At 63.4% G+C, this 14,232-nt stretch carries 12 protein-coding genes; all 12 read left to right on the top strand.

The window, feature by feature from the left end:
* Positions 1–25: 25 nt before the first annotated feature.
* The 12 genes from rseP (at position 26) to carB (ending at position 14,129) form a co-directional block, all read left to right on the top strand.
* Complete coding sequence (rseP, locus tag GPT34_RS05095) at positions 26–1,390, top strand: RIP metalloprotease RseP (RefSeq protein WP_291010170.1); 1,365 nt, start codon at positions 26–28, stop codon at positions 1,388–1,390.
* Between the two features lie 13 nt (positions 1,391–1,403).
* Positions 1,404–3,701, top strand: coding sequence for an outer membrane protein assembly factor BamA (gene bamA, locus GPT34_RS05090; RefSeq protein ID WP_291010169.1), 2,298 nt, complete (start codon positions 1,404–1,406; stop codon positions 3,699–3,701).
* Entirely contained in the window at positions 3,701–4,219 is a 519-nt protein-coding gene (locus GPT34_RS05085) for an OmpH family outer membrane protein (RefSeq protein WP_291010168.1), read from the top strand. The genes bamA and GPT34_RS05085 overlap by 1 nt, the downstream gene beginning before the upstream one ends.
* A gap of 11 nt (positions 4,220–4,230) precedes the next feature.
* A complete protein-coding gene (gene lpxD / locus GPT34_RS05080; RefSeq protein WP_291010167.1) occupies positions 4,231–5,286 on the top strand; it encodes a UDP-3-O-(3-hydroxymyristoyl)glucosamine N-acyltransferase in 1,056 nt (351 codons plus the stop codon).
* Positions 5,283–5,723 (top strand): 3-hydroxyacyl-ACP dehydratase FabZ, encoded by a 441-nt coding sequence (gene fabZ / locus GPT34_RS05075; protein ID WP_291010166.1) that lies wholly within the window; start codon positions 5,283–5,285, stop codon positions 5,721–5,723. The genes lpxD and fabZ overlap by 4 nt, the downstream gene beginning before the upstream one ends.
* 19 nt (positions 5,724–5,742) lie before the next feature.
* Entirely contained in the window at positions 5,743–6,537 is a 795-nt protein-coding gene (gene lpxA / locus GPT34_RS05070) for an acyl-ACP--UDP-N-acetylglucosamine O-acyltransferase (RefSeq protein WP_291010165.1), read from the top strand.
* 4 nt (positions 6,538–6,541) lie between these two features.
* Complete coding sequence (gene lpxB / locus GPT34_RS05065) at positions 6,542–7,687, top strand: lipid-A-disaccharide synthase (RefSeq protein WP_291010164.1); 1,146 nt, start codon at positions 6,542–6,544, stop codon at positions 7,685–7,687.
* Entirely contained in the window at positions 7,659–8,294 is a 636-nt protein-coding gene (gene rnhB / locus GPT34_RS05060) for a ribonuclease HII (protein WP_291010163.1), read from the top strand. The genes lpxB and rnhB overlap by 29 nt, the downstream gene beginning before the upstream one ends.
* A complete protein-coding gene (locus tag GPT34_RS05055; protein WP_291010162.1) occupies positions 8,291–9,058 on the top strand; it encodes an RNA methyltransferase in 768 nt (255 codons plus the stop codon). The genes rnhB and GPT34_RS05055 overlap by 4 nt, the downstream gene beginning before the upstream one ends.
* A 229-nt stretch (positions 9,059–9,287) precedes the next feature.
* A complete protein-coding gene (gene carA, locus GPT34_RS05050) occupies positions 9,288–10,448 on the top strand; it encodes a glutamine-hydrolyzing carbamoyl-phosphate synthase small subunit (RefSeq protein WP_291010161.1) in 1,161 nt (386 codons plus the stop codon).
* Complete coding sequence (locus tag GPT34_RS05045) at positions 10,445–10,807, top strand: hypothetical protein (protein WP_291010160.1); 363 nt, start codon at positions 10,445–10,447, stop codon at positions 10,805–10,807. The genes carA and GPT34_RS05045 overlap by 4 nt, the downstream gene beginning before the upstream one ends.
* Before the next feature lie 34 nt (positions 10,808–10,841).
* The gene (gene carB / locus GPT34_RS05040; protein WP_291010159.1) at positions 10,842–14,129 is read left to right on the top strand and encodes a carbamoyl-phosphate synthase large subunit; all 3,288 of its coding nucleotides are present in this window, start codon (positions 10,842–10,844) and stop codon (positions 14,127–14,129) included.
* Positions 14,130–14,232: the final 103 nt, after the last annotated feature.

Raw genomic sequence — 14,232 nt, 5'->3', positions numbered from 1 at the left:
TCGACACCGCGACGGAACCTTTTCTATGCTCACCCTGTTTGCTTTCATCCTGGCCCTGGGCCTGCTGATAGCCGTGCACGAATACGGTCACTACCGCATGGCCGTAGCCTGTGGGGTGAAGGTCCTGCGGTTTTCGGTCGGGTTTGGCAAGCCGCTGCTGAGCTGGAAACGCCCGGGCAATCCGACCGAGTTCGTGTTGGGCGCCTTGCCGCTGGGTGGTTACGTGCGCATGCTCGACGAGCGCGAGGCGCCGGTGGATGCGGCCGAGCGGCACCTGGCCTTCAACACCCAGCCGCTGCGATCGCGCGCGGCCATTGTGGCCGCTGGCCCCGCGGCCAACCTGTTGCTGGCGGTGCTGATCTATGCCCTGGTGAATTGGACCGGTGTCGAAGAGCCCAAGCCCGTTCTGGGCAGCCCTGCGCCAGCATCGCTGGCCGAGCGCGTTGGCATCCAAGGCGGCGAATGGGTGGCCCAGACCGCGGGTTCCGACGAGGCTCCGAGCGATGTGGGTTCATTTGAAAGTCTGCGCTGGCGCCTGACCCAGGCCGCTTTGTCCAACGAAGACGTGACGCTCTGGCTAGCTGATGCAGAGGGGGGTACCACACGCGCAGTGATCCTGCCGCTGGCCGAGCTTGACGTGCGCGAGGCCGACGCCAGCTTGTTCCAGCGTATCGGCATCGTCGGTCCCTGGACCGAGCCGGTGGTCGGTGAGGTGATGGCGGGTGGTGCCGCAGAAGCGGCTGGCCTGCGCGATGGCGATCGCGTGATCAGCATCGATGGACAGCCAGTGGGTGACGGCCAGCGGCTGCGCGCCCTGATCCGCGCCGGTGTGGGGCCAGCCGGCCAGGAAGTGGAACAGCAATGGGCGATCCGCCGTGCGTCCCAGCCACTGGAACTGGTGGTCAAGCCGGCGCCCGAGCCACGGGGTGAAGCCTGGGTAGGGCGCGTTGGCGCCTACATCGGTGCCGCGCCCGAGATGATGACGGTGCGGTTCGGCCCGCTGGACGGCTTGTGGCAAGGCGCGGTGCGCACGGTGGAGGTTTCCTGGCTTACGCTCAAGATGATGGGGCGCATGCTGATCGGCGAGGCCTCGATCAAGAACCTCAGCGGACCACTCACGATTGCTGACTACGCGGGCAAATCCGCCAGCCTGGGCCTTACCCAGTACCTGTTGTTTCTCGCGCTCATCAGCGTGAGTCTGGGCGTGTTGAACCTGCTGCCGCTGCCCGTGCTCGATGGCGGGCACCTGATGTATTATCTTTGGGAGGGTGTGACCGGGCGCAGTGTGAGCGATGCTTGGATGGAGCGCCTGCAGCGCGGAGGTGTAGCGATTCTGTTTGCACTCATGGCCGTTGCTTTGTTCAATGATGTAGCCCGCTTGGCTGGCTGACCGCTTCCTTCTCATGAAAAAATCCAAGATGGGTCTGCGTGGCCTGACGCTGTCGGTGCTCGCGTCCTCCCTGCTGGCGGCCTTGCCTGCCTGGGCAGTTGACCCCTTCACCGTGCGCGACATCCGTGTCGAAGGCCTGCAGCGCGTAGAGCCTGGCACGGTGTTCGCTTCGCTGCCGTTTCGCATCGGCGACCAGTACAACGACGACAAGGGCTCCACCGCCATCCGGGCGCTGTTTGGCCTGGGCTTGTTTAGCGATGTGAGGCTGCAGGTCAACGGAGACGTGCTGGTGGTGATCTTGGAGGAGCGGCCCACAGTGGCTGACCTCACATTTTCCGGCATCAAAGAGTTTGATGCCGAAGTGCTGAAAAAGTCGCTGCGCGACATTGGCCTGACCGAGGGACGCCCTTACGACAAGGCGCTGGCCGATAGGGCCGAGCAGGAGCTCAAGCGCCAGTACATCAACCGCAGCCTCTACGCCGCGCAGGTGGTGACTACGGTCACGCCCGCCGAGCGCAACCGGGTGAGCCTGAATTTCAGCGTGACCGAAGGCGATGTGGCCAAGATCCGTGATATCCGCATCGTGGGCAACGAGGTTTTTTCGGACTCGACGCTGCGCAGTCTGTTCGACCTCAGCACCGGCGGCTGGTTGACCTGGTACACCAAGTCAGACCGTTATTCCCGGGCCAAGCTCAACGCCGATCTGGAGAGCCTGCGGTCTTATTACCTCACGCGCGGCTACCTTGAATTCCGCATCGATTCGACCCAGGTTGCGATCGATCCGGGCAAAGAGGATATGACCATCACCATCAACATCAGCGAGGGCAATCGGTACGTTGTGTCCTCGGTGGAGCTGCAGGGTGAGTACCTCGGCAAAGAGGCCGAGTTCAAGTCCCTGGTGGCGCTGCGCGCGGGCGAGCCCTACAACGCCGAGGACGTGTCGACCACGGTCAAGGCCTTCACCGACTATTTCGGCGCTTTCGGCTATGCCTTCGCCCAAGTCGAAGCCACGCCGGAAATCGACCGGGTGAACAACCGCGTGGCATTTGTGCTGCGCGCCCAGCCCTCGCGCCGCGTCTACGTGCGCCGCATCAACGTCGAAGGCAACGACCGCACCCGAGACGAGGTGATTCGCCGGGAATTTCGCCAACTCGAATCGGCCTGGTACGACAGCGACCGCATCCGCCTTTCGCGCGATCGCGTCGACCGCCTCGGCTTTTTCACTCAGGTCGGCGTCGAAACCCAGCCTGTGCCGGGCTCGCCCGATCAGGTAGATCTGACGCTGTCGGTGGTTGAGAAGCCTACCGGTAACCTGTCACTGGGCGCGGGCTACTCGCAGGCAGAGAAGTTGTCCATCATTGCCGGTATCAAGCAGGAAAACGTGTTCGGTTCAGGCAACTACCTGGGTCTGGACGTCAACACCAGCAAGTTCAACCGCCAGTTTGTACTCAGCACCACCGATCCGTATTACACGGCCGATGGCATCTCACGCACCTTTGACCTCTACTACCGCACCACCACGCCATTCACCGAACAGGGCGGCGACTACCGCCTGATCACGCCTGGCATCAGCGTGCGCTTCGGCGTACCGTTCACCGAGCAGGACACGGTGTTTTTTGGCATTGGCGCAGAGCAGACCGAGATTGAACCCGGCACCAATATCCCCGCGGCCTACCTCAAGTACGCCACCGATTTCGGCTTCAAGAGCACCTCGGTGCCGCTCACCATCGGCTGGAGCCGCGACAACCGGGACAGTTCGCTGGTGCCCACCACCGGCCGGCTGCAGCGCGTCAACGGCGAGCTGGGTATTGCTGGGGATACCCGCTACGTGAAACTCAATTACCAAGTTCAGCAGTACATCCCTCTGAACAAGCAGTACACGCTGGCTTTCAACGCAGAGGCCGGCTGGGGCAAGGGTGTGGGTGGCCGCCCCTTTCCGGTGTTCAAAAACTTCTTTGGTGGTGGTCTGGGCTCGGTGCGTGGTTTCGACCAGGGCACGCTGGGTCCGCGGGACATCACCGGCTCCTTCATCGGTGGCTCTCGCAAGCTCGGCCTGAACGCCGAATTCATCGCTCCGTTCCCAGGTGCCGGCAACGACCGGACCTTGCGCGTGTTCGGATTCATGGACGTGGGCAACGTCTACGGCGAGAACGACAAAATTGACTTCGCCGAAATGCGGGCTTCGGTTGGCGTGGGCCTGAGCTGGATCTCGCCGATCGGCCCGCTGCGATTCGCCTATGCCAACCCAGTGCGCAAGTTCGCTGGCGATAGAATCCAGAAATTCCAGTTCCAGATTGGTACGTCGTTTTGATGAAGACTTATTTCCGCTCCCTCGTTCGTCCCCTGCTTGCCCTGGCCGCTTGCGGCTTGCTGGCCAGTGCGGCACTGGCGCAGGATTTCCGCATCGGTTTTGTCAACACCGAGCGCATCTTCCGCGAGGCCAATCTGGCCAAGGCCGCGCAGACCAAGCTGGAGCAGGAGTTTTCGCGCCGCGAAAAAGAGGTCGCTGGCTTGGCATCGCAACTGAAGTCGGCTTCCGAAAAGTTCGAGCGTGAAGCGCCTACCTTGCCCGAGTCGCAGCGCGTGACCCGTCAGCGCCAACTGGTCGAGCTCGACCGGGACTTCCAGCGCAAGCAGCGCGAGTTCCAGGAAGACCTGAACCTGCGCAAGAACGAGGAGCTTCAGCAGGTGCTGGAGCGCGCCAACCGCGTGATCAAGCAGGTCGCTGAAAACGAGAAATACGACCTCGTGATCCAGGAAGCGGTCTACATCAACCCCAAGCACGACATCACCGACAAGGTGCTCAGCGGCTTGAACAGTCTCAAATAAGAGGCGTCCAGGTGTCCAAATCCCTGGGCTCCCTGGTCGAGGCCCTGGGTGGTGAGTTGCTCGGAGACCCGGCCACGCCGATCGATCGGCTCTCGCCGCTGTCGAGCGCCCAAACCGGTGCATTGGCCTTTGTGGCGCAGGACCGGTACGCCCATCAGATCCAGACCACCGGGGCATCAGCCCTGATCGTCACGCCCGCACTGGCGGCAGCCGCTGCAGCGCGCGGCGCCTGCATCGCCACGTCCGATCCTTATCTGTATTTCGCACGCCTGACGCAGTGGTGGCGCGCCGAACATGCGCCGGTGGACGCGCCCGCCGTGCACCCATCGGCCAGCATCCATCCCGACGCCACGGTGGACCCTTTGGCCAGTATTGGACCGTTTGCGGTGATCGGCGCGCAAGCGACGGTTGCCAAAGGTGCGCGCATCGGCGCCCACTCCGTCGTGGGAGCTCGGGCGCAGGTGGGCGAGGGCTCGCTGCTGTACCCCCGAGTGACGATCGGGGACGACTGCTGCCTGGGCGATCGCTGCATCCTGCATTCCGGCGTGGTGGTGGGGGCCGATGGTTTTGGTTTTGCGCCTGAGGCGGGTCGGTGGGTCAAGATCGAGCAGCTGGGTGCGGTGCGCATCGGCAACGACGTGGAAATCGGCGCCAACACTTGTATCGATCGCGGAGCGCTGGACGACACCGTCATCGAAGACGGGGTGAAGCTCGACAACCTGATCCAGATCGGCCACAACGTGCACATCGGTGCGCACACGGCGATGGCCGGTTGTGTGGGCGTGGCGGGCAGCGCCACCATTGGAGCGCACTGTACCGTCGGCGGTGGCGCCGTGGTACTGGGTCACCTGAGACTTGCCGATGGGGTGCACATCTCTGCGGCATCGGTGGTGACCCGCTCGATCAGGCAGCCGGGCCACTACACCGGCATGTTTCCCATCGACGACAATGCAGCCTGGGAAAAAAATGCGGCTTCCCTTAAGCAACTCCATCGGCTGCGTGATCGCCTCAGAGCGATCGAACAGGCGATGGCACACGCCACACCCGAGACACCTGAATCACCATGATGGACATCCACGAAATCCTCAAGCAGCTTCCGCATCGTTACCCGTTCCTGCTGGTGGATCGCGTGATCGAGCTGGAAAAAGGCAAGCGCATCCAGGCGCTGAAAAACGTCACCATCAACGAGCCGTTTTTTGGTGGTCATTTTCCACACCGTCCCGTGATGCCGGGTGTGCTGATGCTCGAAGCCATGGCCCAGGCCGCTGCCTTGCTGGCCTTCGACGCGCTGGACAAGACGCCGGACGACAACACGGTCTACTATTTTGCTGGTATCGACGGTGCGCGGTTCAAGCGTCCAGTAGAGCCCGGTGACCAGCTCATCATGGATGTGACGCTCGACCGCATGAAGTCCGGCATCTTCAAGTTCACCGGGGTTACGCGGGTCGCGGGCGATGTGGTGTGCGAGGCGCAGCTGATGTGCACCATGCGTACTATCGCCTGAAGCAGCCGGACCCGTTGACGTGACGCAGGTTCATCCCACCGCCCTGGTTGATCCGGGCGCCGAGCTCGACAGCTCGGTGAGTGTCGGCCCCTACACCGTGATTGGTCCGCACGTGAAGGTGGGGGCAGGCACCAACATCGGTGCGCACTGCGTGATCGAGGGTCACACCACGATCGGGCGCGACAACCGCATCTTCCAGTTCAACTCGCTTGGCGCCATTCCGCAAGACAAGAAATACGCAGGCGAACCGTGTGAGCTCGTCATCGGTGATCGCAACACGGTGCGCGAGTTCTGCACTTTCAACATCGGCTCGCCCACTGGGGGCGCCATCACTTCGGTGGGGAACGACAACTGGATCATGGCCTATGTGCACCTGGCGCACGATTGCCGGGTGGGCAACCACACCATCTTCGCCAACAACTCGCAGCTGGCCGGTCATGTGCGGGTCGACGACTGGGTGATCCTGGGTGGCTTTACTGTGGCGCACCAGTTTGTTCGCATCGGTGCCCATGCGATGACCGCCATGTGCTCCCTGCTGTTTGCCGATCTGCCGCCTTTCGTGATGTGCCAGGGGCAGCCCGCCGGTGCGCGCTCCATGAACTACGAAGGCCTGCGCCGACGGGGCTTCAGTGCGCCTCGCATCGCGGCGGTGAAGGGCATGCACAAGGCCTTGTACCGCGGCGATTTGACGCTGGAGCGCGCCATGCAAGACATTGCAGCGCTGGGAGAGCAGACGCCCGAGGCGGCACCCGATGTGGCCATGATGCTGGACTTCTTGAAGCAGAGCTCCCCCCAGCGCGGTATCGTGCGCTGACGGTATGAATGGCAGCCCGCGTTTTGCCTTGGTGGCTGGCGAAACGTCGGGCGACCTGCTCGCGGGGCTGCTGCTGGGTGGCATGCGCGAACGCTGGCCCGACCAACAGAGCTACGGCATCGGTGGCCCGCGCATGGCGGAGCAGGGCTTCGAGGCCTGGTGGCCGAGCGAGCGCCTCGCGGTGCGAGGCTACATTGAGGTGCTGCGTCACTACCGGGGCATCATCGCAATCCGCAACCAGCTGCGCCAACGCCTGCTGACCCGCGACCGGCCAGACCTTTTCATCGGCGTCGATGCGCCCGATTTCAACCTCGATCTCGAAGCTGCGCTCAAGGCACAAGGCGTTCCCACGGTGCACTTTGTCTGCCCGTCGATCTGGGCCTGGCGGGCTGACCGGGTCGAGAAGATTCGCCGCAGCGTCAACCATGTGCTGTGCATTTTTCCGTTTGAGCCCGAGCTCCTGGCGCGACACGGCATTGCCGCGACCTACGTCGGCCATCCGCTGGCCAACGTGATCCCGCTGCAGCCCGACCGGGCCGCAGCGAGGACATCCTTGGGGTTGTCTCTGGATGTTCCGGTGGTCGCCATCCTGCCCGGCAGCCGGGCGTCGGAACTCCAATACCTCGGTCCCCGATTTCTGCAGGCGGCGGTGCGCATCCGCCAGGCTCGTCCGGGTGTGCGCTTCGTGATCCCGGCGGTGCCCGCGCTGCGTGAGCGGATCGAACAACTGGTGCGCGACAGCGGCCTGACCGATGCCGCCCAGGTTCTGGACGGGCAGTCGCACATGGCGCTGGCCGCCTGCGACGTGACCCTGATCGCCAGCGGCACCGCAACCCTGGAGGCGGCGCTGTTCAAGCGGCCCATGGTGATCGCCTACAACATGCACTGGCTGTCTTGGCAAATCATGCGACGCAAGCAGCTGCAGCCCTGGGTGGGCCTGCCCAACATCCTGTGTGAAAACGCGGTGGTGCCTGAGCTCTTGCAGGACGCGGCCACGCCCGCTTCCATGGCCCAGGGTGTGCTCGACTGGCTCGACGATGCTGCGAGAATCGAAGCTCTGCAGCAGCGTTTTCAGGCGCTGCACCTCACTTTAAAGCGCGATACCGCCCAACTCGCCACCAATGCGATCGAACAAGTTCTTGAAGGCTGAACAGGCCTCTTTAGTCTGGGACCTGCCTGGCCTCATGGCTGGGGTCGATGAGGCCGGGCGCGGCCCGCTGGCCGGCCCGGTGGTCGCAGCCGCGGTCATTCTGGACGACCGCGCGCCCATCAAAGGCCTGGCCGATTCGAAGCAGCTCAGTGAGCGGCGTCGCGAACAGCTGTACGACGAGATCCGGGCCAAGGCGCTGTGCTGCAGCGTGGCCCAGGCGTCGGTCGAAGAAATTGACCGCCTCAACATCCTGCAGGCCACGTTGCTGGCGATGCAGCGCGCTGTCCTGGGTCTGCGCCTGAAGCCGGCCAAGGTGCTGGTTGATGGCAACCGCCTGCCGGCTCTGGATGTGCTGGCCGAGGCTGTGGTGTCTGGCGATGCGCTGGTGCCCGCCATTTCGGCTGCATCCATCCTCGCCAAGGTCACGCGGGACCGGCTGCTGCTCACCCTGCACGAACAGTTTCCCGCCTACGGCTTTGATCGCCACAAGGGTTACGGCACTGCACAACACCTGCTGGCCCTGCGCACCCTGGGCCCGCTGGAAGCGCACCGGCGCTCGTTCGCGCCAGTGGCCCGGGTCATGCAACAACAGCAGCTGGCGCGGTGAGCACGCCACAGGACATCGCCTCGCGCGACAACCCGCTGATCAAGCGCCTGCGCCAACTGTCTCAGGACAGCACGGCCTACCGCAAGCAAGGCCAAGTGTGGCTCGAAGGTGAACACCTCTGCCTGGCACTGCTGGCGCGGGGCCTACGGCCAGCGGTTGCGGTGTTCACCGAATCCTTCTGGCCACAGGCCGAGCCCGTGCTGCGCGAAGCGGCACCGCAAGTGAATCGCATCCCGGACAGCCTGATGGCGAGCCTGAGTGGCCTGGAATCGCCGGCACGCGTGGGTTTTCTCTGGACGCTGCCGGCCCAGGCTCTGGTGGATCCTGACTTGCCCACGGTGGTACTTGATCGCTTGCAGGACGCGGGCAACGTGGGCTCCATCCTGCGCAGCGCCGCCGCGCTGGGCTTTGCCCAGGTGCTGGCGATCAAGGGCACGGCGGCCTTGTGGTCACCCAAGGTGGTTCGCGCGGGCATGGGCGCGCACTTTGGCCTGAACCTGTTGGAAGGGCTGTCGCACGATGACATAAAGGCGCTTGCCGTGCCCTTGTTGGTGACCAGCTCGCATGCTGGTGATTGGCTGCACAAAACCACGCTGCCCTGGCCCTGTGCCTGGGTGCTGGGCCATGAGGGGCAGGGCGTGGACCCGGCGCTGGTGGCGCTGGCCCGGCAGTCGGTGCGCATCGCCCAGCCGGGGGGCGAAGAGTCGCTCAACGTGGCAGCAGCAGCGGCCATTTGCCTGCATGCGAGCGCGGCTGCTCGCTGACCCTGGCGAACGCGCTCGCGGGTCGGTTGCTCAGCGGGCAGAGGCTATAATCCCGGGGTTTACCCGCAACCGACGCACTACACTGCGTCACCCGGCTCCCTGCCCAGGTTGCCGGCCCGTTCATCTCGGGGCTCGGCCGGCCCGAAGCCCGACAAGAACGGCCCGATTCCTCCCCGGTTGTGTCCCTTGACGGGGCGGGTGCGCTCGAAAAAAACCTCTGGAGAAGAACTTGCTGCCCGTCCACCCGAAAGCCCTCCTTGCGCTCGCCGACGGCACCGTGTTCACCGGCATTTCGATTGGCGCCACCGGGCAGACCGTGGGCGAGGTGGTCTTCAACACCTCGCTCACCGGGTACCAGGAAATCCTGACCGATCCAAGCTATTGCCAGCAGATCGTCACGCTGACCTATCCGCACATTGGCAACACCGGCATCAACGCCGAAGACACGGAAGCCAGCCGCATCCATGCTGCCGGTCTGATCATCAAAGATTTGCCTCTGCTCGCATCGAACTTCCGCAGCGAGCTCACCCTGTCGGACTACCTCCAGCGTGAACACACGGTGGCCATCGCCGAACTCGACACCCGCGCGCTCACCCGGCGCCTGCGCACCCACGGTGCGCAAAACGGTTGCATCCTGGCCCTTGCCGCGGGGGTCGCCCTCACCGATGCGCATCGCGACCAGGCTGTTGCTGCGGCGCAGGCGGCGCCAAACATGGCAGGCCAGGATCTGGCCCGCGCCGTCACCACCAGTGAACCGTATGCCTGGACCCAGACCGAGTGGCAGCTGGGCTTTGGCTATGGCGAGCAGATCTCGCCGAAATTCCATGTGGTTGCGTACGACTTTGGCGTGAAGCGCAACATCCTGCGCATGCTGGCGGCCCGGGGCTGCAAGGTCACGGTGGTGCCCGCGCAGACCTCGGCGGCCGATGTCGCCAAGCTCAAGCCCAATGGCGTGTTCCTCTCCAACGGCCCGGGTGACCCCGAGCCTTGCGACTACGCCATCACCGCCGCGCGCGACATCATCGACAGCGGGGTGCCCACTTTCGGCATCTGCCTGGGCCACCAGATCATGGCCCTGGCCAGCGGCGCCAAGACCTTCAAGATGAAGTTTGGCCACCACGGCGCCAATCACCCTGTGAAAGACCTGGACAGTGGGCGCGTGAGCATCACCAGCCAGAACCACGGCTTTGCGGTCGACGAAAAAAATCTACCCGCCAACCTGCGCGCTACCCACGTGAGCCTGTTCGACGGCACCCTGCAAGGCCTGGCCCGCACCGACCGCCCCGCGTTCTGTTTCCAGGGCCATCCGGAAGCGTCGCCCGGCCCGCACGACATCGGTTACCTGTTTGACCGCTTCGTGGCGCTGATGCAGGAGAGGGCCCCCGCATGAAGCTGTTTGCTTTCCCGGCCTTTGCGGTGGAAAAGGCGATCGCCAAGCGCATGCTCACACTGGAGCCCCCCCACCGGGAGTGGTTCACCCAGCGCTGGGTGCAAAAGCCTTACCGCAAATCCTTTGTTGAACACAAGGCGATGCCGCTGGTGACCTTGCTCGCCAAGGGCAAGACATGGGATGACGAGACCTTCAACACGGAACTCGCCGCCTGGGACGCCAGTTTCTACCCCGCCGAGGTCGAGGTGCTGCGACCCATGATCGAAGGCGATGGCCTGCTGCAGCTGATGCAGAAAAACATCCCGGTCGGGCGCGTGCAGGCGCTGCTGGCCCAGCTCGAGTCGCGACCCGTCGCCTGAGATCCGCACATACCGTTTTCGCCACCGGACCGCCATGCCCAAAAGAACCGATATCCAGACCGTCCTCATCATTGGCGCCGGCCCCATCATCATTGGCCAGGCCTGCGAGTTCGATTACTCGGGCGTGCAGGCCTGCAAGGCCTTGCGAGAAGAAGGCTACCGCGTGGTGCTGATCAACAGCAACCCCGCCACAATCATGACCGATCCGGCCACGGCCGACGTCACTTACATCGAGCCCATCACCTGGCAGACGGTGGAAAAAATCATTGCCAAGGAGCGTCCGCTGTGTGAAGGTGGCTTTGCGATTTTGCCCACTATGGGTGGGCAAACGGCGCTGAACTGCGCGCTTGATCTGTGGCACAACGGCGTGCTGGAAAAACACCAGGTCGAACTCATCGGAGCCACGCCTGAAGCCATCGACAAGGCCGAAGACCGCCTGAAGTTCAAGGACGCCATGACCAAGATCGGTCTGGGTTCGGCGCGCTCTGGCATTGCCCACAGCCTGGACGAAGCCTGGGGCGTGCAGAAGACGGTGGGCTTTCCGGTGGTGATCCGGCCGAGCTTTACGCTGGGCGGCACGGGCGGTGGCATCGCCTACAACCCGGAAGAGTTCGAAACCATCTGCAAGCGAGGCCTGGAGGCTTCGCCCACCAACGAACTGCTGATCGAAGAATCGCTGCTCGGCTGGAAAGAGTACGAGATGGAGGTGGTGCGCGACAAGGCGGACAACTGCATCATCGTTTGCTCGATTGAAAACCTCGATCCGATGGGCGTGCACACAGGTGACTCCATCACCGTGGCGCCCGCTCAGACGCTGACCGACAAGGAATACCAGATCCTGCGCAATGCCTCGCTGGCCGTGCTGCGCGAGATCGGGGTGGACACCGGTGGCTCCAACGTGCAGTTTTCGATCAACCCCAAAGACGGGCGCATGGTCGTGATCGAGATGAATCCGCGTGTCTCGCGCTCGTCGGCCTTGGCCTCCAAGGCTACCGGCTTTCCGATCGCCAAGGTCGCTGCCAAGCTGGCTGTGGGCTACACGCTGGACGAGCTGCGCAACGAGATCACCGGCGGTGCCACGCCAGCATCTTTCGAGCCTTCGATCGACTACGTGGTCACCAAGATCCCGCGCTTTGCATTCGAGAAGTTTCCTGCCGCCGACAGTCGCCTGACCACGCAGATGAAAAGCGTGGGCGAAGTGATGGCCATGGGCCGCACCTTTCAGGAGTCGTTCCAGAAAGCCCTGCGTGGCCTGGAAGTGGGCGTGGACGGCATGAACGAAAAAACCCAGGACCGCGAGACGCTGGAGCGCGAGCTCGGCACTCCCGGCCCGGACCGCATCTGGTACGTGGGCGACGCGTTTGCCGCTGGCTGGACGCTCGACGAAGTGCATCACTTCACCAAGATCGATCCGTGGTTCCTGGTGCAGATTGAAGAAATCGTCAAGATCGAGTTGCAGCTGGAGCAGACCAGCCTGGACGCCATTGATGCATTAACGTTGCGTGGTCTGAAGAAAAAGGGCTTCTCTGACCGCCGCTTGGCCAAGCTGCTCAAGACCACCGACAAGGCCGTGCGCGAGCGCCGCATTGCCGAGAATATCCGACCGGTTTACAAGCGGGTCGATACCTGCGCGGCTGAGTTCGCCACCGATACCGCCTATCTGTACTCCACCTACGAAGGTCATGGTGACGGTGAGTGCGAAGCCGAGCCAACCAACAACAAGAAAATCATGGTGCTGGGTGGTGGTCCCAACCGCATCGGCCAGGGCATCGAGTTCGACTACTGCTGTGTGCACGCTGCGCTCGCCATGCGAGAAGACGGGTATGAGACCATCATGGTCAACTGCAATCCCGAAACCGTGTCCACCGACTACGACACCAGCGACCGCCTGTACTTCGAACCACTCACCCTCGAAGACGTGCTGGAAATCGTGGACAAGGAGAAGCCACTGGGCGTGATCGTGCAGTACGGGGGGCAGACCCCTTTGAAACTGGCGCTGGGCCTGGAGGCCGCGGGCGTGCCCATCATCGGCACCAGCCCCGACATGATCGACGCTGCCGAAGACAGGGAGCGCTTCCAGAAGTTGCTCAATGACCTCGGCTTGCGCCAGCCACCGAATGCTACCGCTCGCACCGAGCCCGATGCGCTGGAGAAGGCCGCGGCACTGGGCTACCCGCTGGTGGTGCGACCCAGCTATGTGCTGGGGGGCCGCGCCATGGAGATCGTGCACGAGCAGCGCGACCTGGAGCGATACATGCGCGAGGCGGTCAAGGTGAGCAACGACTCGCCAGTGCTGCTCGACCGCTTTCTGAACGATGCCATTGAATGCGATGTAGATGCGATCCGCGACGCGTCCGGGCGTGTTTTCATCGGCGGCGTGATGGAACACATCGAGCAGGCGGGCGTGCACAGTGGTGACTCGGCATGTTCTTTGCCTCCGTACTACCTGTCCAAGGAAACGGTTGAAGAACTGAAACGACAGACCGCTGCGATGGCTGAGGGCCTGAACGTGGTGGGCCTGATGAACGTGCAGTTCGCGATCCAGGAAACCGACGGCAGCGGTGCCAAGAAGGATGTGATCTTTGTGCTGGAGGTGAACCCACGGGCGTCACGCACCGTGCCCTTCGTCTCCAAGGCCACGGGCATTCAGCTTGCCAAGGTGGCGGCGCGATGCATGGCCGGCCAGACGCTAGACCAGCAAGGCATTGGCGCCGAGGTCAACCCGCCTTATTTCAGCGTCAAGGAAGCTGTGTTCCCGTTTGTGAAGTTTCCGGGTGTGGACACCATACTTGGCCCTGAGATGAAGTCCACAGGTGAAGTGATGGGTGTGGGCAAGACCTTTGGGGAGGCTTTTGTGAAGAGCCAGCTCGGCGCCGGTACGCATTTGCCGCGGGCCAAAAAGGCCGATGGCACACCGTCGGGCAAAGTCTTCCTCACCGTCAAGAACAGCGATAAGCCTCGCGCAGTCGAGATCGCGCGCCAGCTGGCGGTCATGGGCTTCGAGCTAGTCGCCACGCGCGGTACGGCCGCAGCCATCTCGGCCGCCGGCATCGCGGTGGACACGGTGAACAAGGTCACCGAAGGCCGACCGCATATCGTCGACATGATCAAGAGCGACGGTATAGTGCTGGTGATCAACACCGTAGAAGAGCGGCGAAACGCCATTGCCGACTCGGGTGCCATCCGCACCTCGGCCTTGCTTGCCCGGGTGACTACCTACACCACCATCGCGGGCGCTGAAGCCGCGGTCGAGGGCATGGCTTACTTGGACAGCCTGGGCGTGATCTCGGTGCAGGAAATGCACGCACAGCTCGCGGCCTGAGTCGCCGCTGGGAAACGACTGCGCCCATCCCTGGCGGAGTGGTGTGCTGCATAATGTTGCGAAACCACCGCCGACCGGTAACGCTCGGCGGTTTCCTTTTGTG

Source organism: Hydrogenophaga sp. (assembly GCF_011390835.1).
In the GTDB taxonomy this organism is placed as follows: Bacteria; Pseudomonadota; Gammaproteobacteria; order Burkholderiales; family Burkholderiaceae_C; genus Hydrogenophaga.
Note: the sequence above shows the minus strand (reverse complement) of the source record. Positions and strands in the feature narration are given on the sequence as shown.

Excerpts from the sequence above, each read along its gene's own strand:
- rseP (WP_291010170.1), top strand. The coding sequence starts at position 26 with ATGCTCACCCTGTTTGCTTTCATCCTGGCCCTGGGCCTGCTGATAGCC.
- bamA (WP_291010169.1), top strand. The coding sequence starts at position 1,404 with ATGAAAAAATCCAAGATGGGTCTGCGTGGCCTGACGCTGTCGGTGCTC.
- GPT34_RS05085 (WP_291010168.1), top strand. The coding sequence starts at position 3,701 with ATGAAGACTTATTTCCGCTCCCTCGTTCGTCCCCTGCTTGCCCTGGCC.
- fabZ (WP_291010166.1), top strand. The coding sequence starts at position 5,283 with ATGATGGACATCCACGAAATCCTCAAGCAGCTTCCGCATCGTTACCCG.
- lpxB (WP_291010164.1), top strand. The coding sequence starts at position 6,542 with ATGAATGGCAGCCCGCGTTTTGCCTTGGTGGCTGGCGAAACGTCGGGC.
- rnhB (WP_291010163.1), top strand. The coding sequence starts at position 7,659 with ATGCGATCGAACAAGTTCTTGAAGGCTGAACAGGCCTCTTTAGTCTGG.
- GPT34_RS05045 (WP_291010160.1), top strand. The coding sequence starts at position 10,445 with ATGAAGCTGTTTGCTTTCCCGGCCTTTGCGGTGGAAAAGGCGATCGCC.
- carB (WP_291010159.1), top strand. The coding sequence starts at position 10,842 with ATGCCCAAAAGAACCGATATCCAGACCGTCCTCATCATTGGCGCCGGC.